We start from the raw sequence: 25,736 nt of genomic DNA, 5'->3' as shown, positions 1-25,736 counted from the left end.
AAACGTGATTTCGTACACATCTGAATTCCCTGTTTACTGGAATGCACCTATAATGCGCTCCCAACATGACAGAATTCTCAACCTACTAGCCTGCTTGGCACAGAATCTCGCATAACATGAATATGAAATTAACAACGCTTTTCGCGGCGGCTTTCGCTGTAGTTGGTTTTTGTAAAACAGCCTCAGCAGTCACTTACCCGCTGCCTACCGATGGTAGCCGTTTAATTGGGCAAAATCAGGTCATCACCGTTCCGGAGGGCAATACCCAGCCGCTGGAGTATTTTGCCGCGGAGTATCAGATGGGGCTGTCCAACATGCTGGAAGCCAACCCGGGCGTGGATACCTTCCTGCCGAAGGGCGGTACCGTGCTGAATATTCCGCAGCAGCTGATCCTGCCGGATACCGTACACGAAGGCATTATCATCAATAGCGCGGAAATGCGCCTCTATTACTACCCGAAAGGCACAAACACCGTTATCGTCCTGCCGATTGGGATCGGTCAGTTAGGTAAAGACACGCCTATCAACTGGACGACCAAAGTTGAACGTAAAAAAGCCGGTCCGACCTGGACGCCTACGGCAAAAATGCACGCTGAATATCGCGCCGCCGGCGAGCCGCTGCCTGCCGTCGTGCCTGCGGGCCCGGATAACCCGATGGGCCTGTACGCGCTGTACATTGGTCGCCTGTATGCTATTCACGGCACCAACGCCAACTTCGGCATCGGGCTTCGCGTGAGCCACGGCTGCGTACGTCTACGCAACGACGATATCAAATTCCTGTTTGAAAATGTGCCGGTCGGCACCCGCGTGCAGTTTATCGATGAACCGGTAAAAGCCACCACCGAGCCGGACGGTAGCCGTTACATTGAGGTGCATAACCCGCTGTCAACGACGGAAGCGCAGTTTGAAGGTAAGGAAGCGGTGCCGATCACGCTTAATAAGAGTATCCTGGCCGTCACCAACGAGCCTGACGTTGATCAGGCCGTCGTACAACAGGCGGTTCAGGATCGTTCCGGGATGCCGGTTCGTCTGAACTGACAGACTCTGCCTGCGAAGCCCGATAGACACTATCGGGCTTCTCTTACGGCATCAGTTGCAATAATCCATATCCCACCAGCGCCGCCCATGCCAGCATCGGCAGCGAATAGAAATGAAATCGCCACCAGATTCGGCGATCGTTCGCCATCCGTAAAGCAATAAGATTTGCCAGCGACCCCGGCAGCAGACCAAACCCGCCGATATTCACCGCCCACGCCAGCAGCGTCGAGGCCGGTACATAGTTCAGCAGGAGAATGGTACTGGGCACATTACTGATAACCTGCGACAGGCCGATAGCGGTTAGCCAAAGTCCCAGGTGAGACAGTGCGCCAACCTGGTTGAAAACGCCCTGCAACGCCGGCAATTGCGTTAGCAGATGGACATCAATAAACATCGCCATAAATACCAGCAGCAGCGTCCAGTCCACGCTGACTATCACCCTGCGCGCCAGCACAATAAACCCAGCCGCCACCAACACCAGTCCCCATAACTCTTGCCTGAGCTCCAGCGCGGTAAGAAAAACGACATATAATGCCAGGCAACTCCACACCAGACGGGGCTGCCACTGCGGCGAACGCGTACCGGTATGATACTGTAACGCCCTACCCGGAAAACAAAACCAGCACAGGAGCAGTAACGTCAGCATCATCATGACGGCAAGCGGCGCCATTTGCCCGCTAAATTCAGCAAAGGTTAAGCCGGAGCGTCCCCACAACAGAATATTTTGCGGATTACCGACAGGCGTCAGCAGCGAACCGGCGTTCACCGCCAACGCTTCAAAAATAATCAATCGGTTGACCGGAATCGCGCACAGTTTTTTTAACGTTATCGTCAGCGGCACAACGATAAACAGCGCGACATCGTTTGTCAGAAAGGTCGACAGCGCCGCCGCAGCCAGCACCAGGAACATCGCCAGTTGCCGCTCGGTATGAAATCGGCGCGTCATCTTGCGTCCCAGCACATCAAAATAGCCGCTCAGCTCAACGCCTTTAGTGAGCAACATTAACCCACTGAGGGTAATAATGGTGTGCCAGTCAATCGCGCCAGGCCAGGCGCGAGGCGCAAAAGGAACAAACAGGCTTAACGCCATCCCCACAATGATCAACAACTGAAAAAAACGGTCACGCCGCAGCGCCCGTAAAAAGGCCAGATTCATTCTGCAGATGTTCCATGCTGTTGCGTGAAGGCCAAAAAGGCATCCAATGTCTCCTGGCTGACATGGTGTTCCATCCCTTCCGCATCACGACGCGCGATCTCCGGGCTTACGCCTAATACCAGTAAAAAATTTTCGACAATTTGATGCCGCTCGCGGCTTTCCTGCGCCAGCTTCTCCCCTTCCGGCGTCAGAAAAACGCCGCGCCAGGGGATCATTTGAATAAATCCTAACGATGCCAGGCGCTTAAGCATTTTGGCCACAGTCGGCTGGGAGACGCCGAGCCGCGCCGCCATATCCACCTGACGCGCTTCCCCTACCTCAATAATTAAATCGGAAATCAGCTCAACGTAATCGTCTATCAACTCACGGCGATGCGCCTCTCTGACCTGACGAAATCCTTCAACGTGTTCTTCTACGTTCACCAATTGCGTCACTTTTTTTGTTGTTGGCGTACCTGCGCGACGACCCATTTTGCTTCCTCGTTTCTGTGACGCGTTAACGCGTCAGCTGACAGAGCGCTCATTGTAAACCAGAGTTGTCCGGGCACAAAAAATTAACGTTTTAGCAATAGCTATAAAACATAGCCTGTGCTATATCTGTATGTAATGCAGACATCCCTCACGGATCGATGGGATAGAAACATCAGGAGGTTTATATGAACGAATTTAAGAGGTGTATACGCGTGTTCAGTCACTCTCCCTTTAAAGTCCGGTTAATGCTGCTCTCTATGTTGTGCGATATGATCAACGGCAAACCGGAACAGGATAACCCTTCCACGAAATAACGCGGCGGTGCGGTACGCCGCTTTATTTTGCATCCTCAACGGAAATGGCGCCCATTTCCCCTGTTTTTTTGTGGTTTTGCTATTCTCTTCGCAAAACATTTTCTTTCCGGCGGTTGACCTTCTTACCCGCACGCTCTATCTTCTGGCAGCCCTGAATATTTTGCGACTCGCCGTTGCGAACCCAATACCTTTTTTACGCATAATCAGGCAGGTAATGACCCTTCGCGCCAGGGTTAGCACATGGCGTTTTTGCAATAGTGGCATATGAATTCAACCCTTATCGATTCACTTCTCGCCCGTCGTCGGGCTGTAAGCCCGTGGGCGGGCCTCTACTTTTTACAGTCGCTGCTGATTAACCTCGCGCTCGGCTATCCCTTTAGCCTGCTTTATACCGCGGCGTTTACCTGCCTGTTGCTGTTGCTCTGGCGCTACCTGCCCCGCGGACAAAAAGCGCTGCTCGGCATCTGTTCGCTGGTAGCCGCTTGCTATTTTCCCTTTGGCCAGGCTTACGGCGCGCCGAACTTTAATACGCTGCTGGCACTGCACTCCACCAATATGGAAGAGTCGAGCGAAATCCTGACCATCTTCCCGTGGTATAGCTACCTGACCGGACTTTTTATTTTTGCGCTGGGTATTATTGCGCTTCGCCGCCGAAAAGAAGAGGTCAGGCCGCGCTGGAATAGCCTCGACAGCCTGTGCCTGCTGATTAGCGTCGCGGCATTTTTCGTCGCGCCGGTACAAAATCTGGCCTGGGGCGGCGTTTTTAAGGTTATTGATACCGGCTATCCGGTTTTTCGCTTCGCCAAAGACGTTATCGTCAATAACAACGAAGTCATTGAAGAGCAGCACCGTATGGCGCAGCTATCCGGCATAAAAGATAGCTGGACGGTTACTGCGGTGAAACCCAGATATCACATCTATGTCGTGGTGATTGGTGAAAGCGCGCGACGGGATGCCATGGGCGCTTTCGGCGGCCACTGGGATAATACCCCCTTCGCCAGCCATGTGAATGGCGACTTCTTTATGGATTACATCGCCGCCAGCGGCTCAACGCAAAAATCGCTTGGTTTAACGCTCAATCGCGTGGTGGATAACAAACCGCAGTATCAGGATAACTTCGTCACGCTGGCTAACCGCGCCGGTTTTCAGACATGGTGGTTTTCCAATCAGGGGCAAATCGGCGAATACGACACGGCCATCGCCAGTATCGCCAAACGCGCCGATGAAGCGCATTTCCTGAAAAACGGCGATTTTGAAGCGGATAAAAATACTCGCGACGACGCGCTGTTAAGCATGACGGCGCAGGTATTGGCGACAGAACGCACGCAACCGCAGTTGATTGTGTTGCATTTAATGGGATCGCATCCCCAGGCCTGCGACCGTACTCAGGGAAAATACGCGACGTTTGTCCAGTCGAAAGAGACGTCTTGTTATTTATACACCATGACGCAAACCGACGATTTGCTCCGTCAGCTCTATACTCAGCTTCGTCATAGCGGCGACAGTTTTTCGCTCGTCTATTTCTCCGATCACGGGCTGGCGTTTAAAGAACGCGGCAAAGCGGTACAGTACCTGGCGCATGACGACAAATTCCAGCAAAACTTCCAGGTGCCGTTTATGGTGCTATCCAGCGACAGTAAAGCGCATCGGATCATTAAAGCTCGCCGTTCCGCGAACGATTTCCTGAGTTTTTTCTCGCAATGGACAGGAATTAGCGCTAAAGAGATCAAAAATCGCTATCGTTTTATTTCGGAGCAGAAAGCCGGGCCCGTTTATATCACCAATTTCAAATTACAGAAAGTGGACTATAACCATCTGGGCAGCGATATTTTTTCACTAAAATAATGCACGTTTCAGGCAAAAAAAATCCGCCCCGAAAGGCGGATTTTTCATTTTCACCGACGTGATTAGAAGCGGTAACCTACGCCAGCAATCCAGGTGCCAACGTCAACGCTACGAATACGGCTCTGCTCGTAAGAGAAGTCCAGAGCAACATTTTCCATCGGGTTGAATTGCAGACCAGCGCCATAGGAGAAGCCATAATCGCTGGTGTCATGTTTGTAGGTTGGGTAATCGGTCGTCTGGAATTTACCGTAACCCACACCGACTACACCGTAGATGCTCGCCCAATCGTTCAGACGGTAAGCCGGGCCGGCAGTGATGCCGTAGTACTGACCTTTGTTGTAATCGCCCGCACCGTTAGTACGATCTTTTTCGGTGTAGGTGAAGGAACCGATTACGCCCAGCGGGTTGTCGTCCTGCTCGTAACGATACTTCAGGTTGAAACCGCTCATTTTATTCGCTACGCCCTGCGCGTCGCTCTGAGCGTAACCACCGGTAACGGTAGAAGTAGCAGCTACTGCAGTACCTGCGGAAAAAGCCAGAACAGCGGCCAGTGCTGAAAGACATGCAATTTTTTTCATAACCACCTCAAATGTGCTTCAAGTAAGTCCTAAGTTTTAAATATATCAAAAATTAATGGGAAACTCTTTGCGATTCACGGTGTCTAAGGGCGCCTTTCATGTAACAGAACGTTTCCATATCGCGCTATCTTATTCAATTAACATCACTTTTCCGGCTGATTGCACCAATAATGCGCGTGCGACGCGATACATTCATCCAGATTATTCCTAAACTAACAGTCTATTTATCCATCAATTTAAGTTCATTTTATGGAATCCTGGAAATTTTTTTTCAACGAATCCTCAACCGCCGCGGGGAATTTCCATTACACTGCCACCTTTACTCGTACTGACATTTTTTGACAGGAGAAAGGATGCCGGGGTCAACACGTAAACTACCAGTCTGGTTGCCCATTTTGGTTTTGCTCATTGCCATGTCCTCTATTCAGAGTGGCGCTTCACTGGCGAAATCGTTATTTCCTCTTGTCGGCGCGCCGGGCGTAACGGCGCTTCGTCTGGCGTTGGGAACGCTTATCCTTATCGCCTTTTTCAAACCCTGGCGTTTGCGTTTTGCCAAAGAGCAGCGGCTGCCTTTACTGTTTTATGGTCTGTCGCTGGGCGGGATGAACTATCTATTCTATCTGTCGATTCAGACGGTGCCGTTGGGTATTGCGGTCGCGCTGGAATTTACCGGTCCTCTGGCGGTCGCGCTGTTTTCATCCCGGCGGCCGGTAGATTTTATTTGGGTCGTACTGGCTGTGCTTGGACTCTGGTTCCTGCTGCCATTAGGGCAAGATATGTCTCACGTCGATCTTACCGGGGCCGCGTTAGCGCTCGGCGCTGGCGCCTGTTGGGCTGTCTATATTCTTACCGGCCAGCGAGCAGGCGCGGAACATGGTCCGGCCACGGTGGCGGTAGGCTCGCTGATTGCCGCCATCATTTTCGTGCCGATTGGCGCAGTTCAGGCTGGCGACGCGCTATGGCACTGGTCGATTCTTCCCTTAGGGTTAGCGGTCGCTGTGCTTTCTACGGCGCTGCCTTATTCACTGGAAATGATTGCGCTGACGCGTCTACCAACCCGCACCTTCGGTACGCTGATGAGCATGGAACCCGCGCTGGCCGCCGTTTCCGGGATGATTTTTCTGGGCGAAACGCTTACGGGTATACAAATCATGGCCCTGTGCGCCATCATTGCCGCCTCAATGGGATCTACCCTAACGATTCGCCGCGAACCGCAAATTAAACAAGTTGACGTAAAATAGTTTCTTATTCTGCATGATGTGCATAATCATGCAGAATATCACCTCGTTATTCACCTTTTATTATCGCGCTATTACTTCGTCATTTTTTGTCATATTTTTTCTCATTTTTTACATTAAAATGAGAATTATTACCCAACAAACAACAAGCTCGCCTAACCAATTGATTTACAATCAAAATAAATATTAAATCTTGTCTGTACTATTAAAGTGATAGGTAAATTCAAAAAAGCAAAGTTAAAAACCGGTGCTATACTAATTTTCGTTAATTACCTGGGACACAAACATCAAGAGGATATGAGATTATGAGTACCGCTAAACTGGTAAAAACAAAAGCGTCTAATCTGCTTTATACCCGTAACGATGTATCAGAGAGCGATAAAAAAGCGACGGTTGAGTTGCTTAATCGTCAGGTGATCCAGTTCATTGACCTGTCGCTGATCACGAAACAGGCCCACTGGAACATGCGCGGTGCTAACTTTATTGCCGTTCATGAGATGCTGGATGGCTTCCGTACCGCACTGACCGATCATCTGGATACTATGGCCGAGCGCGCCGTACAGCTTGGCGGTGTGGCGTTAGGCACCACGCAAGTTATCAACAGCAAAACTCCACTGAAAAGCTATCCGCTGGACATCCATAACGTGCAGGATCACTTAAAAGAACTGGCCGATCGCTACGCTGTTGTCGCTAATGATGTTCGCAAAGCTATCGGTGAAGCCAAAGATGAAGACACTGCCGATATCTTTACCGCCGCATCACGCGACCTCGATAAATTCCTGTGGTTTATCGAATCCAACATCGAATAAATCTATCTCTACCCTGAATACTTCGAGTTGCAGGAAGGTACAAACGCAGCGAATCCGCAGGAGCCTGACTTCCGTCGGTCACTGAAGCGAACGCACCTGCAACTTGATGTACACAGGTATATAAGTCATCCCTATACCCCTGCCTGGCACAGGGGTTTTGCACTTAAATAGTGCACACGTCTTGTACTCCCCCTCAATAAAAGTGAATTATTTGTAATAATTACATCACACAATCGTTAATTAAAGATTGTTTTAACAACAATTTTTACGCTAAATAGACCCTGTATCTCTACTTTGTTATTCATGCACTAAATCAGTGCCCCAAAACGGTGCGGCATACTGGTTTTGCCCGACTTATTGTGCACAGGAATGATTCACGCTTCTGTTAAAACAATGAGTTACATAATTGGCATGATTTTTTCATTATGCTACATGTTCTCGCAGGGGATCGCCCCGTGGATAGAAAAGGAAATGCTATGAAGTCTCTATTAAAAGTTTCACTGGCTGCACTTACCCTGGCTTTTGCGGTGTCTTCGCACGCCGCGGATAAGAAACTCGTTGTGGCAACCGATACGGCGTTCGTTCCGTTTGAATTTAAACAGGGCGACAAATACGTCGGTTTTGATGTTGATCTGTGGGACGCTATCGCGAAAGAACTAAAGCTGGACTACACCCTGAAACCGATGGATTTCAGCGGCATTATTCCGGCATTACAAACCAAAAATATCGATCTGGCGCTGGCGGGTATTACGATTACAGACGAGCGTAAAAAAGCGATCGACTTTTCCGATGGCTATTACAAAAGCGGTCTGCTCGTGATGGTGAAAGCCAACAATAACGACATTAAAAGCGTTAAAGACCTCGATGGCAAAGTCGTTGCCGTGAAGAGCGGAACCGGGTCGGTGGATTACGCGAAAGCGAATATCAAAACCAAAGACCTGCGTCAGTTCCCGAACATTGATAACGCGTACATGGAATTAGGCACCAACCGCGCAGACGCCGTTCTGCACGATACGCCGAACATCCTGTACTTTATCAAAACCGCAGGCAATGGCCAGTTCAAGGCGGTAGGCGAATCACTGGAAGCACAGCAATACGGAGTTGCCTTCCCGAAAGGCAGCGATGAACTGCGCGAGAAAGTCAACGGCGCGCTGAAAACGCTGCGTGAGAATGGCACCTATAACGAAATCTACAAAAAATGGTTCGGTACAGAACCTAAATAAAACGACCTGATGTTGGCTTGTGGCCCGGTAGTGAGGACGCTCACCGGGCCTACAGCTCTTTTCCGTGACGGATAAGACACTTTCACGCCATTTCCGCGCCGGATAGAGCATTTGACTATTTACACCACGGTAACAGGAACGACATATGCAGTTTGACTGGAGCGCCATCTGGCCCGCCATTCCGCTTTTACTTGAGGGCGCTAAAATGACCCTGTGGATCTCGGTCCTCGGTCTGGCTGGCGGCCTGGTTATTGGACTGGCGGCAGGTTTTGCCCGTACGTTTGGCGGCTGGTTCGCCAACCACATCGCCCTGGTTTTCATTGAAATTATTCGCGGCACGCCCATCGTTGTCCAGGTCATGTTTATCTACTTTGCCCTGCCGATGGCATTTAATGATTTGCGTATTGATCCGTTCAGCGCAGCGGTCGTGACAATTATGATTAACTCCGGCGCTTATATCGCGGAAATTACTCGCGGCGCAGTACTATCCATTCACAAAGGTTTTCGCGAAGCGGGTCTGGCGCTGGGCCTTTCTCGCCGGGAAACCATCCGCCATGTTATTTTACCGCTTGCTCTGCGCCGTATGCTGCCGCCGCTGGGCAACCAGTGGATCATTAGCATCAAAGACACCTCGTTGTTTATTGTTATCGGCGTAGCCGAGCTGACCCGTCAGGGCCAGGAAATTATTGCCGGTAACTTTCGTGCCCTGGAAATCTGGAGCGCCGTGGCCGTCTTCTATTTGATCATTACGCTGGTGCTGAGCTTTATTTTGCGTCGTCTTGAAAAAAGGATGAAAATCCTGTGATTGAATTTAAAAACGTCTCCAAGCACTTTGGCCCCACCCAGGTGCTGCATAACATTGATTTAAACATCCGTCAGGGCGAAGTGGTTGTGATTATCGGCCCTTCCGGTTCGGGTAAATCCACGTTATTACGCTGTATCAATAAACTGGAAGAGATCACCTCCGGCGATCTGATTGTCGATGGTCTGAAAGTCAACGATCCTAAAGTAGACGAACGGCTGATTCGCCAGGAAGCCGGCATGGTGTTTCAACAGTTTTATCTGTTCCCGCATCTGACCGCGCTCGAAAACGTGATGTTCGGCCCTCTGCGCGTGCGCGGCGTAAAGAAAGAAGAAGCGGAAAAACAGGCGAAAGCTCTGTTAGCGAAAGTTGGACTGGCGGAACGGGCGCACCACTACCCCTCCGAGCTTTCCGGCGGTCAACAACAGCGCGTCGCCATTGCCCGAGCGCTGGCCGTGAAGCCGAAAATGATGCTCTTTGACGAGCCAACCTCCGCTCTGGACCCTGAACTGCGCCATGAAGTGCTGAAAGTCATGCAGGATCTGGCGGAAGAAGGCATGACCATGGTCATTGTCACTCACGAAATCGGCTTTGCCGAAAAAGTCGCCTCACGGCTGATTTTCATCGATAAAGGCCGTATTGCCGAAGATGGCAGTCCGCAGGCGTTGATCGAAAACCCGCCAAGCCCACGTTTACAGGAATTTTTACAGCACGTCTCCTGAGATATCGCCCTTCCTGCCCTGCGGCAGGGAGGGCATCATGGAATAGTCCCATTTCATTTTCCCTTCCCTGCGCCATCTATACTTAGTGTTTTGCGTCTCTTTTCTCACTGGAGGAGTCATGCGGTGGACCCTGTTCATCCTTTTTTGTCTACTGGGCACGCCTGCCCATGCGGTCGCCATACCCGGCGTGACCACGGGGACATCAACCAGCCAGCAAGCAGCGCCAGAGCCCAGTCCTGAACAAAAAAAAGCGGCCTATGCGGCCCTGGCTGACGTACTGGAGAACGAGGCTTCACGTAACGAATTAATAGCGCAACTCCGCGAAGCCTCAACCACGCCGCCGACCGAGCCAGCGCCAGCGCTTGCGCCGCCTGCGGCCAAAGATGAGAAAACGGTACTGGAGAACGTCACCACCGTTACCCGTCAGTACGGCGATGCTTTCGCTACCCGTTTCGCCCAGCTTTATCGCAACATCACCGATGCGCCGCACAAGCCGTTTAACTCGCAAACCTTCACCAACGCGTTAACCCACTTTTTATTTCTGGCCGTCGCGGTATTTGGTTTTTATAGCGTGATACGGCTTTGCGCCCTGCCGTTATATCGAAAAATGGGCCTGTGGGCACGCAAGAAAAACCGTGAACGCAGCAACTGGTTACAGCTCCCGGCGATGATCGTCGGCGCGTTTATTATCGACCTCCTGCTACTGGCGCTCACCTTATTTATCGGTCAGATGCTCAGTGATAATTTCCATGCGGGAAGTCGAACTATCGCTTTTCAGCAAAGCCTGTTCCTGAATGCCTTCGCGCTGATAGAGTTCTTTAAAGCGATTCTGCGGCTTATTTTTTGCCCTAATGTACCGGAATTACGCCCATTCGCGATTCAGGATGCGACAGCGCGTTACTGGAATCGCCGTATGAGTTCGCTTAGCAGTTTGATTGGCTACGGGCTGATTGTTGCCGTTCCGATTATTTCCAATCAGGTGAATGTTCAGGTTGGCGCGATGGCTAATGTGGCGATCATGCTCTGCATCACCATCTGGGCGCTGTACCTGATCTTTAAAAACAAAGCGGAGATTACGCAACATTTATTAAGCCTGGCGGAACGATCATTAGCCTTTTTTAGCCTGTTTATCCGCGCCTTTGCGCTGGTGTGGCACTGGCTGGCCAGCGCTTACTTTATCGTGCTGTTTTTCTTCTCGTTATTCGACCCAGGCAATAGCCTGAAGTTTATGATGGGCGCGACCGTGCGCAGTCTGGCGATTATTGGCATCGCCGCGTTTATCTCCGGCATGTTTACCCGCTGGATAGCGAAAACCATCACCCTGTCGCCCCATACGCAGCGCAATTACCCGGAATTACAAAAGCGGCTTAACGGCTGGCTCTCCTCGGCGCTAAAAGTCGCACGCTTTTTGACCGTCTGCGTCGCCGTTATGCTGTTGCTCAACGCCTGGGGGTTATTCGATTTCTGGCACTGGCTACATTATGGCGCGGGGGAAAAGATGGTCGATATCCTCATCCGTATCGCGTTAATCTTATTCTTCTCCGCCGTGGGATGGACGATTCTCGCCAGTCTGATTGAGAATCGCCTGGCCTCCGATATTCATGGTCGCCCGCTACCCAGCGCCCGCACGCGCACGCTGCTGACGCTGTTCCGCAATGCGCTGGCAGTGATTATCAGTACCATAACCATCATGATCGTGTTATCGGAAATCGGCGTCAATATCGCGCCATTGCTGGCTGGCGCGGGGGCGTTAGGTCTGGCTATCTCTTTCGGTTCGCAAACCCTGGTGAAAGATATTATTACCGGCGTCTTTATTCAGTTTGAAAACGGGATGAATACCGGCGACTTAGTCACCATAGGCCCGCTGACGGGGACGGTCGAAAGAATGTCGATTCGTTCCGTCGGCGTGCGGCAGGATACCGGGGCATACCATATTATCCCGTGGTCCTCGATCACCACTTTCGCCAACTTTGTGCGCGGTATCGGCTCTGTTGTCGCCAACTATGACGTGGATCGCCATGAGGATGCGGATAAAGCGAATCAGGCGCTGAAAGACGCGGTAACGGCGCTGATGGAGACGGAGGATATTCGCGGGCTGATTATCGGCGAACCCACGTTCGCCGGTATTGTCGGTTTAACGAACACGGCGTTTACTTTACGCGTATCGTTCACCACCCTACCGCTCAAGCAGTGGACGGTGCGTTTTGCCCTTGATAGCCAGGTGAAAAAGCATTTTGATCTGGCCAATGTGCGCGCGCCGGTGCAAACGTATCAGGTTCTGCCCGCCCCCGCTGGCGGCCCGTCGCCTGATTCGCCGCCGCCGCGCGAACCGACGATTTAGCGTTTACGGGTGATAAAACGGCGACGCTGGTCGTCATCCATAAAGGTCCAGGCAATAAAGCGGCTTTGCTTTTGCCCCTGGGCCATCTCTTTTTTCACCACTTTCACCGCGCCAGCCTCCGTCAACGCCCGGTAAAGCGGCGGTAAATTCTCGCCGCGCGACACCAACGTCGTAAACCACAACACCTGACGGCGGAAGGATTGGCTTTCAGCAATCATTTTTTTAATAAAGGCGACTTCGCCGCCTTCGCACCATAGCTCCTGCTGTTGACCGCCAAAGTTCAGCGCATCATCTTTATTCTGCCCCAAATTGCGGCGCTTACGCTCGCTGCCCGCGCGGGCTGCGGCGGCGGAGTCGTGAAAAGGCGGGTTACAAAGCGTTGCGTCATAAAATTCATTTTTATGAATGATACCGGTAAAAATGGCCGCCGGATCTTTTTGCCGACGCAGACGAATGGCGCGGCTTAACCCCGTATTAGCCTGAATGATAGCCTGCGCGCTGGACATCGCTGCGTCGCTGACTTCACTACCGGTAAATCGCCAGCCATATTCATGAACGCCGATAAGCGGATAAATACAATTGGCGCCCACGCCCACGTCCAGAATAGTTGCCTGCGCCGGAATACTCCCTGTTGTTTCGCCAAGCAGATCCGCCAGATGATGGATATAATCCGCACGACCAGGCACCGGCGGACATAAAAACCCTGGCGGAATGTCCCAGTGTGTGACGGCATAAAAATGCGCCAGCAACGCCTTATTGAGCGCTTTTACCGCTTGCGGATTAGCAAAATCAACGCTCTGTTCACCTGCGGGCGTGCGGATAAGAAAGGACGTCAATTCCGGCGTGGTCTGACACAGTGCGGCGAGATCATAACGGTGTTGATGGCGGTTGCGCGGGTGTAACCCCGGTTTCTGGGCGGACATGGCATTCTCCTTTTAGCAGCGGCGTAAGATACTCGTATAACGCCACGGGGTAAATATACCACCGCGAATTCCCCGCCTCGCTCGTTTGATCGGCTATCTGAATGACATTGGCTCTGCTCATGGTCTGAAAAGATCGCGCGATGCGATTTTTTCGCCTGACGGCGCTACACTTAACCTCAGGTACCCTAAAATCAGGAGAGCGTGATGGCATCCGGCTGGGCAAATGACGACGCAGTGAATGAACAAATCAACAATACCATTGAAGATGCCGTTGCCCGCGCTCGCGGCGAACTTCCCCACGGCGAAAGTCGCGATGAATGCGAATCTTGCGGCGATCCTATCCCTGAAGCGCGGCGTAAAGCCGTACCGGGCGTTCGGTTATGCATATCCTGCCAGCAGGAGAAAGATTTACATAACGCAACATTTTCAGGATATAATCGCAGAGGTTCAAAAGACAGCCAGTTACGCTGACTTTTCTTTACCGAAACCACCAGTATTATCCATTCCTTTACGCTCATGCTTTTTAGCATTCTGCGTCACAGAATGTGCCGTTAACCTCGACTCTGTAAAGCCAGATGACAAGAACGGTAAATTCCACTGTTGAATTAATTAATAATCAATATGTTATTTGTCATTCAAAAATTTTGAGCAAGGCCGTCAATTCTATTCGATTTTATCTTTCGCAAAAAACCGTGATACTCATCACATCGACGGAACATCGTCCCATAAACAGAATAACCTGCGAGAGATTAATCATGAAAACCATTAAATATGCTGTTGCAGCCATCGCGCTTTCCACCCTTTCTTTTGGCGCTTTTGCCGCAGAACCGGTTAGCGCGTCTCAGACGCAAAACCTGCATAAAATCGGCGTAGTGTCTGCCGATGGCGCCACCACGCTAGATGGCCTGGAAGCTAAACTGGCTGAAAAAGCCGCCGCTGCTGGCGCAAGCGCTTATAACATCACCTCCGCCGTAGGTAATGACAAAATGAGCGGTACTGCGGTGATTTATAAATAATTTACCTGCCCGCCAGATTTCAGGCTGTAACATCGCTGTTGTTTGAATTCTGACGGGTATTACCCTCGTCTGTTTGCCAACAGACCCACTGCTCCAACCCTCATTAACCCTGTTTGTTACCCTTATTTGCCCGTCCGTCACTGGACGGGCTTTTTTTATTCGCTAAAAGCCTGTTCGACGCGCGCAAGCCCGTCTTCTAACGTCGCCGCCTCTCTCGTCGCAACCAGACAACAGGCCATTTGCGTTTTTAATGATTGCGGCACCGGCTCGTGGCCGGCAAGGCAGCGCTCAATCCAGCGCGCGGTGATTTCAGGATCTTTAGTCGCAGGCAGTAAAAGCGGCTCGTCGTGCGTGTCGCTCTGACGCTCATGCAGTACCTGCACACCACGGCTATCAATCAGGCTGATTTGCGGACAGCGTTGCGGGTTGGCATAGACTTCGCCTTCGGTACCATGCATCAGCAAAGCCCGCCCGCCGATGCGGCTAAAAAAGGTCGCCACACGCGGGACATATTCAGGGTGAGAAACGCTTGATAAACGCAGCGCGGCATCCTCAGCAAATGGCGTCGCCAGCTTGGCCAGTGAATGCGCGCTGTTGCGCACGCCCATCCGCCAGCGCATCGCCAGCTGTTTTTCCAGCGGCGGGCAGAGCGCGCTCACCGGGATAAACACCGGCTGGTGCCCGTCCAGTTTGGCCTGCGCTTGTCCACCGTGTAGAGTGGGGACAATCCCCATCAGCGCAAATATTGTTTCCGTCAGTACACGGGTCGGATCTTCGCTGACGCCGTGTACTACGACTGGAAAGCCCAATTTATGCAGCAGGATAGCCAGCAGCGGCGTTAAATTCGCCTGTTTACGCGCGCCGTTATAGCTGGGAATAACGACCGGCAACGGCCTATCTGCGGGCGGTGTCAGTTTGATGGTATGATTCTGCATGGCTTCATAAAAGCCCAGCATTTCGGCTTCGCCTTCGCCTTTAATACGCAGCGCCATCAATATACTGCCCATCTCCAGGTCGGGGACGTCGCCATTCAGCATTCGGGTATACAAACCGCGCGCGGTATCCAGATCCAGATCGCGGGCGTGATTTTTACCTCGCCCGATCTCTTTGATGATCTTGCGATAATCCATTGAAAGCTCCTTGAAGTATGCTCACAGCATTAACGCCGTCGGCGGCGTGCAGGTTTTGCTTTTGGTTTTACTATAACGTCTGGCACGGCAGGCTGCTCTATCGGAAAAACAGGTAAGGCATTCAGTAAACGCTGTCCGTAGTTTTTGGTCAACAACCGCTTATCATAAATGACCACTTCTCCCCGACAGGCGTGGCTACGGATCAATCGCCCTACCTGCTGAATTAAATTAAAAGACGCGCTTGGTAAACTTTGTACCTCAAACGGATAACGATTCAGACTTTTTAGCCATTCGCCTTCGGTGATCACGACCGGGCTGTCGATCGGCGGGAAGGCAATTTTATGGATATGGACCTGCGTCAGTAGCTCGCCTTTAAGATCCAGCCCTTCGGCAAAAGACTGAAGCCCAACCAGCACGCTGCGTTCGCCGCTCTCCACCCGTTTACGGTGCAGCTCCACCAGCCGGTAACGCGGCTGGTCACCCTGGACCAGGAGGAGTAAGCGCACATCAGCGACATGCTCCAGAAAACGCTGCATCGCCCGCCCGCTGGCGAACAGTACCAGCATACCATGATGTTTTTTGCTCTCCAGTTGCTCACGAAAATAGGCTGCCATTTCGGCAATATGCTGCTCTTCGTTATCAATGGTGGGTTCGTAGCGCATTTGAGGAATCACCAGTTTCCCCTGTTCCACATGATTAAACGGCGAATCCAGCGCCACAAAGCGGTCGCCGGCTTTTTCTTTTAAGCCGCTCATTTCCTGCAGACGCGAAAAGCTATTGAGCGAGCGCAGTGTCGCCGAGGTGACAATAATGTGCGGTACGCTGCGCCATAACAATCTTTCCAGCTGATCGCTGACGCGGATACCGACACAATGGAACCAGACGTGGAGTTGCCCTTCGCGTATTTCACGCGTCGCCCATTTGGACACCGGCGCGCCTGAAGACTGCGCCATCGAAGCCAGCCGCCATAATTTACTTTGCGCCTCGAACATTCCCAGCGCCCGGTTCATCTGTAAAATCACCCGATGCAAACGCACAATATCGTGCGACCCGGTTTTTTCGCTGAGATCGTTGAGAAAGGATTCCGCCAGCCCACGCAGCGTCTCGGTCAGCTTCGCCAGTCGCTGACAGATTTCCATGACCTCATCAGGCAACTCGCCCATTGCAAAACGGTGCTCCGCCTCCTGCGCTGCGGGCATATACAGATTAAGAATGGCATTGAGCGAGGCGATCAGTTCGTATACCTCCTCGCAATGGGCGTTAAGTCGCTCAGGATTCGCTAACGGCGGCGTGGTTTTAGGGCGAAATTGCTCCATGCAGGTCGCCACCAGTTTGCTGAACAGATCCAGTTGCAAGCGATACCAGGAGGCGGTAATTTCCGCGCTCATCTCCAGCGCATCGCGAGCGACATCGGGCAGATGATGACCTTCATCCAGTACCAACAGCAGATGCTTTGGTTCCGGCAGTACGGCTTCACTTTCCATCGCCGCCATTACCAGCGCGTGATTCGCCACCACGACTTCCGCTTCCTGTATTTCACGTCGGGCGACAAAGAATGGACATTCGCGGTAATAGTGACAGTTGCGGTTCAGACAACTGGCTTTATCGGTACTTAATCGCCGCCACAGATCGTCGTCAATAGCAATGTCGGTATGATCCCGCAGACCATCCCATTTGTAACCGTCAAGATCCCCTTTCAGCCTGGCGCAGCGCTTTTGCTCTTCCTGGTTGTTAGGCGTCAGTTCGTCATCAAGAAAGGCGAGCAGATCCTGCTGCGTAGGCTCGCTACTGGCGAGCGCCGCCAGGTTTCGCGGACACACGTAGCGCCCGCGGCCAAAGGCGGCGGTAAAACGCAGATCGGGGATGATTTTTCGTAGCAGCGGCAAATCTTTGCTAAAGATCTGATCCTGTAACGCCACGTTAGCGGTACTGACCACCAGTGTTTTTTGCTCTTCCCGGGCAATGGCAATACCGGGAATAAGATAGGAGAGGGTTTTCCCGACGCCGGTCGGCGCTTCAATAGCCAGATGTCTCCCTTCTTCCCCGGCCAGCGTTCTGGCGACGTCAGCAATCATCTGCCGCTGCGGCGCACGGGGAATAAAGTCGGGAATCTGGTCCTGAAGCGCCTTATACCAGGCGGCGATTTGCGCTTTCAGCGCAGCGGTCAATGCCATGAGAAAACCTGAAGTACTGTATAAACAGCCACTATTGTGTCACATTTCAGGGGCGGGAAGTACCTTTTTTACCGGTTCTGGAAGGCGGCTCGCAACGCGATGTGTATTTTGCCGGATGACGGTGCAAGCACCTTATCCGGCCTACGTATTTGCATAGTCCGTAGGCCCGGTAAGCGTCGCGCTACCGGGCATGTTGCCGGATAAAATTTACTGGGCAGGCGTGATTCTGCGCGGGCGACGCGGCGGACGTGCTTTGTCGCCAGCGGGTTTCCCCTCGCCTGTGCGCGGTTTTGGTTTCGCCTTCGCCGCCCCGCTATCCTGACGTCGCGGCTGCTGACTGCGCCCCGCTCCCCCCTGATTTTGTCCGCGACCACGACCGCCGCCGCCGCGCTGCTGACGGCCATTCTGAATCGGCTCCGCTTTAATCGACGGGTCCGGCTCATAGCCCGGCGTCGTAATGCGTGGGATCTCTTTTTTCAGCAATTTTTCGATATCACGCAACAGTTTATGCTCGTCAACACAGACCAGCGACAGCGCCTCGCCAGTTGCCGCCGCGCGACCGGTACGGCCAATACGGTGTACATAATCTTCCGGCACGTTCGGCAGCTCATAGTTGACCACGTGCGGCAGCTCTTCAATATCCAGACCACGCGCCGCAATATCCGTCGCCACCAGCACGCGAATATCGCCGGATTTAAAATCGGCCAGCGCGCGGGTACGTGCGCCCTGCGATTTATTACCGTGGATCGCCGCGCTGCGAATACCGTCTTTGTTAAGCTGTTCCGCCAAATGGTTCGCGCCATGCTTGGTGCGGGTGAAGACCAACACCTGCTGCCAGTTGCCCTGGCCAATCATCTGCGACAACAGTTCACGTTTGCGTTTTTTATCGACAAAGTGCACGTGCTGCGTTACCTGCTCTGAGGCCGTGTTGCGGCGCGCCACTTCGATTTCCAGCGGGTTGCGCAACAGCTTTTCGGCAAGCGCTTTGATGTCGTCGGAGAACGTGGCGGAGAACAGCAGATTCTGACGCTTCGCCGGCAGTTTCGCCAGCACGCGACGAATGTCGTGAATGAAGCCCATATCCAGCATACGGTCGGCTTCATCCAGTACCAGAATCTCAATCTGATCCAGCTTCACGGCATTTTGATGTTCCAGGTCGAGCAGACGTCCCGGCGTCGCCACCAGCACATCCACGCCACCGCGCAGTTTCATCATCTGCGGATTGATGCTTACGCCGCCAAATACCACCAGCGAGCGAATATTGAGATATTTACTGTAATCTCTGACGTTTTCGCCAATTTGCGCCGCCAGCTCGCGGGTTGGCGTGAGGATCAACGCGCGCACCGGGCGACGACCTTTAGCATGCGGCTGATGGGTAATCAGATGCTGCAACAATGGCAGGGTAAAACCCGCCGTTTTACCGGTTCCGGTCTGGGCGCTGGCCATCAGATCGCGGCCTTCCAGCACGGCGGGAATCGCCTGTTGCTGAATAGGGGTAGGTTCACGGTAACCCTGCTCGGCAATGGCGCGCAGGATATCAGGGTTTAATCCCAGGGAATCAAAAGACATAACTACTCCGGACCGCCCCGACCGTTGCCGGTGTAGTTTTCAGGGAGATGCTCAAATTTGGAATGACAAAAACCACAATGTCATGAAGGGGCGGAGTGTAGCAGTTTTTGTGATGCGGCGCATAAATTATCCCGGAAGGTGGCAAAGACAAATTAATCGACCACACTGGACAAGTGCCATTATGAGTCATAATCTTAATCAATCGATTGATTAAAAATTAGGGCGTGTGATGAATATTCCCACCACGACCACCAAGGGCGAGCAGGCGAAAAGTCAGCTCATTGCCGCCGCGCTGGCGCAGTTTGGCGAGTATGGCCTCCATGCCACCACGCGCGATATCGCCGCGCTGGCGGGGCAAAATATTGCCGCTATTACTTACTATTTCGGCTCAAAAGAGGATTTATACCTCGCCTGCGCCCAGTGGATTGCCGATTTTCTTGGCGAAAAATTTCGCCCCCATGCTGAAAAAGCGGAACGTCTGTTTAACCAGCCTGTCCCTGACCGGGACGCCATACGCGAGCTTATTCTGCTCGCCTGCAAGAACATGATTATGCTGCTGACGCAGGAAGACACCGTTAACCTGAGCAAATTCATTTCACGCGAGCAGCTCTCTCCCACGTCGGCCTATCAATTGGTTCATGAACAGGTTATCGATCCGTTGCACACCCATCTGACAAGATTGGTTGCCGCTTATACCGGCTGCGACGCCAATGATACGCGCATGATTTTGCATACCCATGCCTTACTGGGCGAAGTGCTGGCGTTCCGTCTCGGCAAAGAAACTATTCTGTTACGTACCGGCTGGCCGCAGTTTGATGAAGAAAAAGCGGAGCTGATTTACCAGACGGTAACCTGCCACATCGATCTTATTCTGCACGGTTTAACGCAAAGGAGTCTGGACTGATGAAAAAACCTGTCGTTATCGGACTGGCAATCGCAGCGATCGTCGCTGTGATTGCCGGTGGAACCTGGTGGTATCAAAGTCGGCAGGACGATGGGCTGACGCTATACGGTAATGTCGATATCCGTACCGTCAATATCAGCTTTCGCGTCGGCGGCAGACTGGCGTCGCTGAATGTTGATGAAGGCGATGCCATCAAAGCCGGACAGGTGCTCGGCGAACTGGATCACGCGCCATACGAAAACGCGCTGATGCAGGCGAAAGCTGGCGTGTCGGTCGCGCAGGCGCAATATGATTTGATGCTGGCAGGCTATCGCGATGAAGAGATAGCCCAGGCCGCCGCCGCCGTCAGACAGGCGCAAGCCGCCTATGACTACGCGCAAAACTTTTATAACCGCCAGCAAGGATTGTGGAAAAGCCGCACCATTTCCGCTAACGATCTGGAAAACGCCCGCTCATCGCGCGATCAGGCGCAGGCGACGCTGAAGTCCGCGCAGGATAAACTGAGCCAGTACCGTACCGGTAATCGTGAACAGGATATCGCCCAGGCGAAAGCCAGCCTGGAACAGGCAAAGGCCCAACTGGCGCAGGCGCAGCTTGATTTGCAGGACACCACGCTTATCGCGCCTGCCAACGGAACCTTGCTCACCCGCGCGGTCGAGCCTGGCAGTATGCTGAACGCCGGCAGCACGGTATTAACGCTCTCGCTGACCCGCCCCGTCTGGGTGCGCGCCTATGTCGATGAACGCAACCTCAGTCAAACGCAACCGGGGCGCGACATTCTGTTGTATACCGACGGTCGTCCTGACAAACCTTACCACGGCAAGATTGGTTTCGTTTCGCCCACCGCGGAATTTACGCCGAAAACCGTCGAAACGCCGGATCTGCGTACCGATCTCGTCTATCGCCTGCGCATTATCGTCACCGATGCGGACGATGCGTTACGCCAGGGGATGCCAGTCACGGTGAAATTTAATGACGAGGCACGGCATGAGTGAGGCCGTTATTACGCTGCACGGTCTGACGAAGCGCTTTGCGGGAATGGATAAACCCGCCGTCGCGCCGCTCGACTGTACCATTCATTCCGGTTATGTCACCGGGCTGGTAGGGCCGGACGGCGCAGGAAAAACCACGCTGATGCGTATGCTGGCGGGCCTGCTCAAAGCCGATGGCGGCAACGCGTCCGTATTAGGCTTCGACCCGATACAAAACGACAGCGAGCTGCACGCGGTTCTGGGCTATATGCCGCAGAAATTCGGTCTGTATGAAGATCTTACCGTCATGGAGAACCTTAATCTCTATGCCGATTTGCGCAGCGTTACCGGCGAGATACGGGAAAAGACCTTTGCCCGTTTGTTGGAGTTTACCGCCCTCGGCCCTTTCACTGGCCGTCTGGCGGGGAAATTGTCCGGCGGGATGAAGCAAAAACTGGGGCTGGCCTGTACGCTGGTCGGCGAACCGAAAGTGCTGCTGTTGGATGAACCGGGCGTTGGCGTTGACCCGATTTCACGGCGCGAGTTGTGGCAAATGGTCCACGAACTGGCGGGCGACGGGATGCTGATTTTATGGAGCACCTCCTATCTGGATGAAGCCGAACAGTGTCGCGATGTGCTGCTGATGAATGAAGGCGAGCTGCTCTATCAGGGCGAACCTAAAGCGCTGACGCAAACGATGGCCGGTCGTAGCTTTCTGATGAGCAGTCCACAGGAAAACAACCGTAAGTTGCTACAAAGAGCGCTCAGACTGCCGCAGGTGAGCGACGGCATGATTCAGGGACGTTCGGTACGCCTGATCCTGAAAAAAGAGGCGACCGCAGCAGATATTCGCCAGGCCGAAGGGATGCCGGAAATCACCCTCAATGAGACCGCGCCGCGCTTCGAAGATGCGTTTATCGATCTGCTTGGCGGAGCGGGAACCTCGGAGTCTCCGCTGGGTTCAATCCTGCATACGGTTGAAGGCACTGCCGGCGAAACGGTGATTGAAGCGCAGGAACTGACGAAAAAATTTGGCGATTTCGCGGCCACGGACCATGTTAATTTCGTCGTACAGCGCGGCGAGATTTTTGGCCTGCTCGGCCCGAACGGCGCGGGTAAATCAACCACCTTTAAAATGATGTGCGGCCTGCTGGTGCCGACGTCCGGCAAGGCGCTGGTGCTGGATATGGATCTGAAAGTCAGCTCCGGCAAAGCCCGTCAGCATCTGGGCTATATGGCGCAAAAATTTTCGCTTTACGGCAACCTGACGGTTGAGCAGAACCTGCGTTTTTTCTCCGGCGTCTACGGTTTGCGGGGCCGCGCGCAAAATGAAAAAATTCAGCGCATGAGTGAAGCATTTGGTCTGAAAAGCATCGCGTCGCATCCCACCGATGCGCTGCCACTGGGTTTTAAACAGCGACTGGCGCTGGCCTGCTCGCTGATGCACGAACCGGATATTTTATTCCTTGATGAACCAACATCCGGGGTTGATCCCCTCACCCGCCGTGAATTTTGGCTGCACATTAATAGCATGGTGGAAAAAGGGGTCACGGTAATGGTGACGACCCACTTTATGGATGAGGCGGAATATTGCGATCGCATCGGACTGGTTTATCGTGGGAAGCTTATCGCCAGCGGTACGCCGGACGATCTCAAAGCGCAGGCCGCCGATGAGCAACAGGCCGATCCGACGATGGAGCAGGCCTTTATCACTCTCATCAATGACTGGGATAAGGAGCATACGCATGAGTAAGTCTCTCTCCTGGCGCCGCGTGCGTGCGTTGTGCGTCAAAGAGACGCGCCAGATCGTGCGCGATCCCAGTAGCTGGCTGATTGCGGTGGTGATCCCGCTGCTGTTGCTGTTTATTTTTGGTTACGGCATTAACCTTGACTCCAGCAAGCTGCGGGTGGGGATTCTGCTTGAACAGCAAAGCCAGGAGGCGCTGGATTTCACTCATGCGATGACCGGTTCACCCTATATCGACGCGACCATTAGCGATAATCGCCATGAATTAATTGAAAAAATGCAGGCCGGACGCATTCGCGGACTGGTGGTGATTCCGGTGGATTTCGCGCAGCAAATGGCGCGCGACGGTGACAGCGCGCCGATTCAGGTGATTACCGACGGCAGCGAGCCAAACACCGCCAACTTCGTTCAGGGTTATGTGGAAGGCATCTGGCAAATCTGGCAACAGCAGCGGGCGGAAGATCGCGGCGACACCTTTGAACCGCTCATCGACGTCCAGACGCGCTACTGGTTTAACCCGGCGGCGATCAGTCAGCATTTTATTATTCCCGGGGCGGTGACCATTATCATGACGGTAATTGGCGCAATCCTCACCTCGCTGGTCGTTGCCCGCGAATGGGAGCGCGGCACGATGGAGGCGCTGCTCTCAACCGAAGTGACGCGTGTTGAACTGCTGCTGTGTAAGCTTATTCCCTATTACTTTCTCGGTATGCTGGCGATGCTGCTCTGTATGCTGGTATCGGTGTTTATTCTCGGCGTGCCGTATCGCGGTTCGCTGGTGATTCTGTTTATCATCACCAGTCTGTTTTTACTGAGTACGCTGGGGATGGGGCTGTTGATTTCCACCATCACTCGCAACCAGTTTAACGCCGCGCAGGTGGCGCTGAACGCCGCCTTTTTGCCATCGATTATGCTGTCCGGATTTATCTTCCAGATAGACAGTATGCCTGCGGTGATCCGCGCGGTGACCTATATTATTCCGGCGCGCTATTTTGTTAGCACCCTGCAAAGTCTGTTTCTGGCCGGCAATATTCCGGTCGTGTTAGGCGTTAACGTACTGTTTTTAATCGCCTCGGCGGTGATGTTTATTGGCCTGACGTGGCTAAAAACCAAACGACGACTGGATTAACTCTGGCGCTCGTATTTTGCCCGGTGGCGCTATGCTTACCGGGCCTACGGGCCATGTAGGTCGGGTTAGCGTAGCGCCACCCGACATGAGGAAGGTTCTATGTTTCATCGCTTATGGACATTAATTCGCAAAGAACTGCAATCGCTTTTACGCGAACCGCAAACGCGCGCGATCCTGATTCTGCCGGTGCTGATTCAGGTCATCCTGTTTCCATTCGCCGCGACGCTTGAAGTCACTAACGCGACTATCGCTATCTACAACGAAGATAACGGCAAACATTCGGTAGAACTTACCCAGCGCTTTGCCCGCGCGAAAGCGTTTACCCATGTGCTATTGCTGAACAGTCCGCAGGAGATCCAGCCGACTATCGATACGCAAAAAGCGCTGCTGCTGGTACGCTTCCCGGCGGATTTCTCGCGGAATCTGGATACCTTCCAGCCAGCGCCGATGCAACTCATTCTTGATGGACGTAACTCCAACAGCGCGCAAATCGCCGCCAATTATCTGCAACAGATCGTCAAGGAGTATCAGCAGACATTGATGGACGGCAAGCCAAAGCCCAACAATAGCGAACTGGTGGTACGCAACTGGTATAATCCGAATCTGGACTACAAGTGGTTTGTGGTGCCCTCGCTGATCGCCATGATCACCACTATCGGCGTGATGATCGTGACTTCGCTGTCCGTCGCCCGCGAGCGTGAACAAGGCACTCTGGATCAGCTACTGGTCTCTCCGCTCACCACCTGGCAGATTTTCGTTGGTAAAGCGGTGCCGGCGCTGATAGTCGCGACCTTCCAGGCCACGATCGTGCTGGCTATCGGCATTTGGGCATACCAAATTCCCTTCGCCGGTTCGTTAGCGCTGTTTTATTTCACGATGGTGATTTACGGGCTGTCGCTGGTAGGCTTTGGCTTACTGATATCATCGCTTTGCGCCACGCAACAGCAGGCGTTTATCGGCGTTTTTGTCTTTATGATGCCAGCGATTTTGCTCTCGGGGTATGTCTCGCCAGTGGAAAATATGCCGGTCTGGCTGCAAAACCTGACGTGGATAAACCCTATCCGCCACTTTACTGATATTACCAAGCAAATTTATCTTAAGGATGCGAGTCTGGGGATTGTCTGGGGAAGTTTGTGGCCGCTACTGGTGATAGCGGCCACCACGGGTTCAGCGGCGTATGCGATGTTTAGACGCAAAGTGATGTAGCTTTTTATCTTTCGCCAGTAGCGAGACTACGGCGGGCCCGGCCAGGATAGCCAGCCCCGCCAGAGCCAGTAAGACATTGTTTTGCAATACGCGGGATAGCAGCCAGAGGACAATCAGCGCGGTGCCGAAGTACCAGGTGGTAGTCAGCTCTTCCAGCACATCCGCCACATCGCGCCAGCGTTGCTCATGATGGCGCTGCAACGCCAGCATCAGCAGTACCGTCACGCCATAAAGCACGCATAATCCCAGGCCGACGCGCACTAATGTGCCGCTCATCCAGCCTATTACCAGCATCGCCACTACCAGTAAATGCAACATAATCTGCCAACAACCGAGGCCGGTTGCGACACGAACGCGTTGTTGCCACTTCATGGCTTTTCTCCTGAAGCATTTTTCTCTCATTATTCAGAGTACCGAACTTTACGGAAAATT

Annotated in this window: 24 protein-coding genes; 16 read left to right on the top strand and 8 right to left on the bottom strand. The window is 53.0% G+C overall.

Going from position 1 to position 25,736, the window contains the following annotated elements; genetic code table 11:
• Positions 1-116: 116 nt before the first annotated feature.
• Complete coding sequence (gene ldtB, locus NA624_RS07455; protein WP_001056401.1) at positions 117-1,037, top strand: L,D-transpeptidase; 921 nt, start codon at positions 117-119, stop codon at positions 1,035-1,037.
• 43 nt (positions 1,038-1,080) lie between these two features.
• On the opposite strand, the gene NA624_RS07450 is transcribed toward ldtB, so the two are convergent.
• Together NA624_RS07450 and mntR are read right to left on the bottom strand one after the other, a co-directional pair.
• Positions 1,081-2,193: an anion transporter gene (locus tag NA624_RS07450; protein ID WP_001046521.1), complete on the bottom strand. Its 1,113-nt coding sequence runs from the start codon at positions 2,191-2,193 to the stop codon at positions 1,081-1,083.
• A complete protein-coding gene (mntR, locus tag NA624_RS07445; RefSeq protein ID WP_000533542.1) occupies positions 2,190-2,663 on the bottom strand; it encodes a manganese-binding transcriptional regulator MntR in 474 nt (157 codons plus the stop codon). Before mntR ends, NA624_RS07450 begins: the two co-directional genes overlap by 4 nt.
• 185 nt (positions 2,664-2,848) lie before the next feature.
• Between mntR and mntS the strand changes: the two genes are divergently transcribed.
• Both mntS and NA624_RS07435 read left to right on the top strand, forming a co-directional pair.
• On the top strand, positions 2,849-2,977 hold the full coding sequence (gene mntS / locus NA624_RS07440) for a manganase accumulation protein MntS (protein WP_001001755.1): 129 nt from the start codon (positions 2,849-2,851) through the stop codon (positions 2,975-2,977).
• Positions 2,978-3,241: 264 nt separating this feature from the next.
• Positions 3,242-4,822, top strand: a complete 1,581-nt coding sequence (locus NA624_RS07435; protein WP_001089325.1) for a phosphoethanolamine transferase — start codon at positions 3,242-3,244, stop codon at positions 4,820-4,822.
• A 62-nt stretch (positions 4,823-4,884) separates the two neighbouring features.
• Here the strand turns inward: NA624_RS07435 and ompX are convergent, their stop codons facing one another.
• Positions 4,885-5,400, bottom strand: a complete 516-nt coding sequence (gene ompX, locus NA624_RS07430) for an outer membrane protein OmpX (protein ID WP_000716763.1) — start codon at positions 5,398-5,400, stop codon at positions 4,885-4,887.
• A gap of 353 nt (positions 5,401-5,753) precedes the next feature.
• Here ompX and rhtA point away from each other — a divergent pair, with 353 nt between their 5' ends.
• The 6 genes from rhtA to ybiO all read left to right on the top strand — a co-directional run bounded on the left by rhtA (position 5,754) and on the right by ybiO (position 12,535).
• Entirely contained in the window at positions 5,754-6,641 is an 888-nt protein-coding gene (rhtA, locus tag NA624_RS07425) for a threonine/homoserine exporter RhtA (RefSeq protein WP_001119555.1), read from the top strand.
• Positions 6,642-6,943: 302 nt separating this feature from the next.
• Entirely contained in the window at positions 6,944-7,447 is a 504-nt protein-coding gene (dps, locus tag NA624_RS07420) for a DNA starvation/stationary phase protection protein Dps (RefSeq protein WP_000100805.1), read from the top strand.
• Between the two features lie 476 nt (positions 7,448-7,923).
• The gene (glnH, locus tag NA624_RS07415) at positions 7,924-8,670 is read left to right on the top strand and encodes a glutamine ABC transporter substrate-binding protein GlnH (RefSeq protein WP_000838671.1); all 747 of its coding nucleotides are present in this window, start codon (positions 7,924-7,926) and stop codon (positions 8,668-8,670) included.
• 145 nt (positions 8,671-8,815) lie between these two features.
• Positions 8,816-9,475 (top strand): glutamine ABC transporter permease GlnP, encoded by a 660-nt coding sequence (gene glnP, locus NA624_RS07410; protein WP_001159075.1) that lies wholly within the window; start codon positions 8,816-8,818, stop codon positions 9,473-9,475.
• Positions 9,472-10,194 (top strand): glutamine ABC transporter ATP-binding protein GlnQ, encoded by a 723-nt coding sequence (glnQ, locus tag NA624_RS07405; RefSeq protein ID WP_000569093.1) that lies wholly within the window; start codon positions 9,472-9,474, stop codon positions 10,192-10,194. The genes glnP and glnQ overlap by 4 nt, the downstream gene beginning before the upstream one ends.
• Positions 10,195-10,312: 118 nt before the next feature.
• Positions 10,313-12,535: a mechanosensitive channel protein gene (gene ybiO, locus NA624_RS07400; protein ID WP_001267728.1), complete on the top strand. Its 2,223-nt coding sequence runs from the start codon at positions 10,313-10,315 to the stop codon at positions 12,533-12,535.
• Here ybiO and rlmF read toward each other — a convergent pair.
• Positions 12,532-13,458, bottom strand: a complete 927-nt coding sequence (gene rlmF / locus NA624_RS07395) for a 23S rRNA (adenine(1618)-N(6))-methyltransferase RlmF (RefSeq protein WP_001275962.1) — start codon at positions 13,456-13,458, stop codon at positions 12,532-12,534. The two genes, ybiO and rlmF, sit on opposite strands and share 4 nt — an antisense overlap.
• A gap of 204 nt (positions 13,459-13,662) precedes the next feature.
• On the opposite strand from rlmF, the gene NA624_RS07390 reads away from it, so the two are divergent.
• Both NA624_RS07390 and ybiJ read left to right on the top strand, forming a co-directional pair.
• Positions 13,663-13,929 carry a DksA/TraR family C4-type zinc finger protein gene (locus NA624_RS07390; RefSeq protein ID WP_000146332.1) on the top strand — a complete coding sequence of 89 codons (267 nt, stop codon included), beginning with the start codon at positions 13,663-13,665 and terminating at the stop codon, positions 13,927-13,929.
• 284 nt (positions 13,930-14,213) lie between these two features.
• Positions 14,214-14,474 carry a DUF1471 family protein YbiJ gene (gene ybiJ, locus NA624_RS07385; protein WP_000849089.1) on the top strand — a complete coding sequence of 87 codons (261 nt, stop codon included), beginning with the start codon at positions 14,214-14,216 and terminating at the stop codon, positions 14,472-14,474.
• Positions 14,475-14,629: 155 nt separating this feature from the next.
• Here the strand turns inward: ybiJ and ybiB are convergent, their stop codons facing one another.
• From ybiB to rhlE, 3 genes are all read right to left on the bottom strand, one after another.
• Positions 14,630-15,604 (bottom strand): DNA-binding protein YbiB, encoded by a 975-nt coding sequence (ybiB, locus tag NA624_RS07380; protein WP_000386492.1) that lies wholly within the window; start codon positions 15,602-15,604, stop codon positions 14,630-14,632.
• A 29-nt stretch (positions 15,605-15,633) separates the two neighbouring features.
• Positions 15,634-17,778, bottom strand: a complete 2,145-nt coding sequence (dinG, locus tag NA624_RS07375; RefSeq protein ID WP_001218630.1) for an ATP-dependent DNA helicase DinG — start codon at positions 17,776-17,778, stop codon at positions 15,634-15,636.
• A 207-nt stretch (positions 17,779-17,985) separates the two neighbouring features.
• Positions 17,986-19,347: an ATP-dependent RNA helicase RhlE gene (rhlE, locus tag NA624_RS07370; RefSeq protein ID WP_000007065.1), complete on the bottom strand. Its 1,362-nt coding sequence runs from the start codon at positions 19,345-19,347 to the stop codon at positions 17,986-17,988.
• A 229-nt stretch (positions 19,348-19,576) separates the two neighbouring features.
• On the opposite strand from rhlE, the gene cecR reads away from it, so the two are divergent.
• From cecR to NA624_RS07345, 5 genes are all read left to right on the top strand, one after another.
• Complete coding sequence (gene cecR, locus NA624_RS07365) at positions 19,577-20,251, top strand: transcriptional regulator CecR (protein WP_001025252.1); 675 nt, start codon at positions 19,577-19,579, stop codon at positions 20,249-20,251.
• Complete coding sequence (hlyD, locus tag NA624_RS07360) at positions 20,251-21,246, top strand: secretion protein HlyD (protein WP_000743431.1); 996 nt, start codon at positions 20,251-20,253, stop codon at positions 21,244-21,246. Before cecR ends, hlyD begins: the two co-directional genes overlap by 1 nt.
• Positions 21,239-22,975 (top strand): ATP-binding cassette domain-containing protein, encoded by a 1,737-nt coding sequence (locus NA624_RS07355; protein WP_001287612.1) that lies wholly within the window; start codon positions 21,239-21,241, stop codon positions 22,973-22,975. Before hlyD ends, NA624_RS07355 begins: the two co-directional genes overlap by 8 nt.
• Positions 22,968-24,098 carry an ABC transporter permease gene (locus NA624_RS07350; RefSeq protein ID WP_000045765.1) on the top strand — a complete coding sequence of 377 codons (1,131 nt, stop codon included), beginning with the start codon at positions 22,968-22,970 and terminating at the stop codon, positions 24,096-24,098. Before NA624_RS07355 ends, NA624_RS07350 begins: the two co-directional genes overlap by 8 nt.
• Before the next feature lie 99 nt (positions 24,099-24,197).
• Complete coding sequence (locus NA624_RS07345; protein WP_000469050.1) at positions 24,198-25,304, top strand: ABC transporter permease; 1,107 nt, start codon at positions 24,198-24,200, stop codon at positions 25,302-25,304.
• Here the strand turns inward: NA624_RS07345 and NA624_RS07340 are convergent.
• Positions 25,266-25,676, bottom strand: a complete 411-nt coding sequence (locus NA624_RS07340; RefSeq protein WP_000871970.1) for a YbhQ family protein — start codon at positions 25,674-25,676, stop codon at positions 25,266-25,268. The two genes, NA624_RS07345 and NA624_RS07340, sit on opposite strands and share 39 nt — an antisense overlap.
• Positions 25,677-25,736: the final 60 nt, after the last annotated feature.

The organism is Salmonella sp. NW38, from assembly GCF_051807745.1.
GTDB classification, from domain to species: Bacteria; Pseudomonadota; Gammaproteobacteria; order Enterobacterales; family Enterobacteriaceae; genus Salmonella; species Salmonella enterica.
Note: the sequence above shows the minus strand (reverse complement) of the source record. Positions and strands in the feature narration are given on the sequence as shown.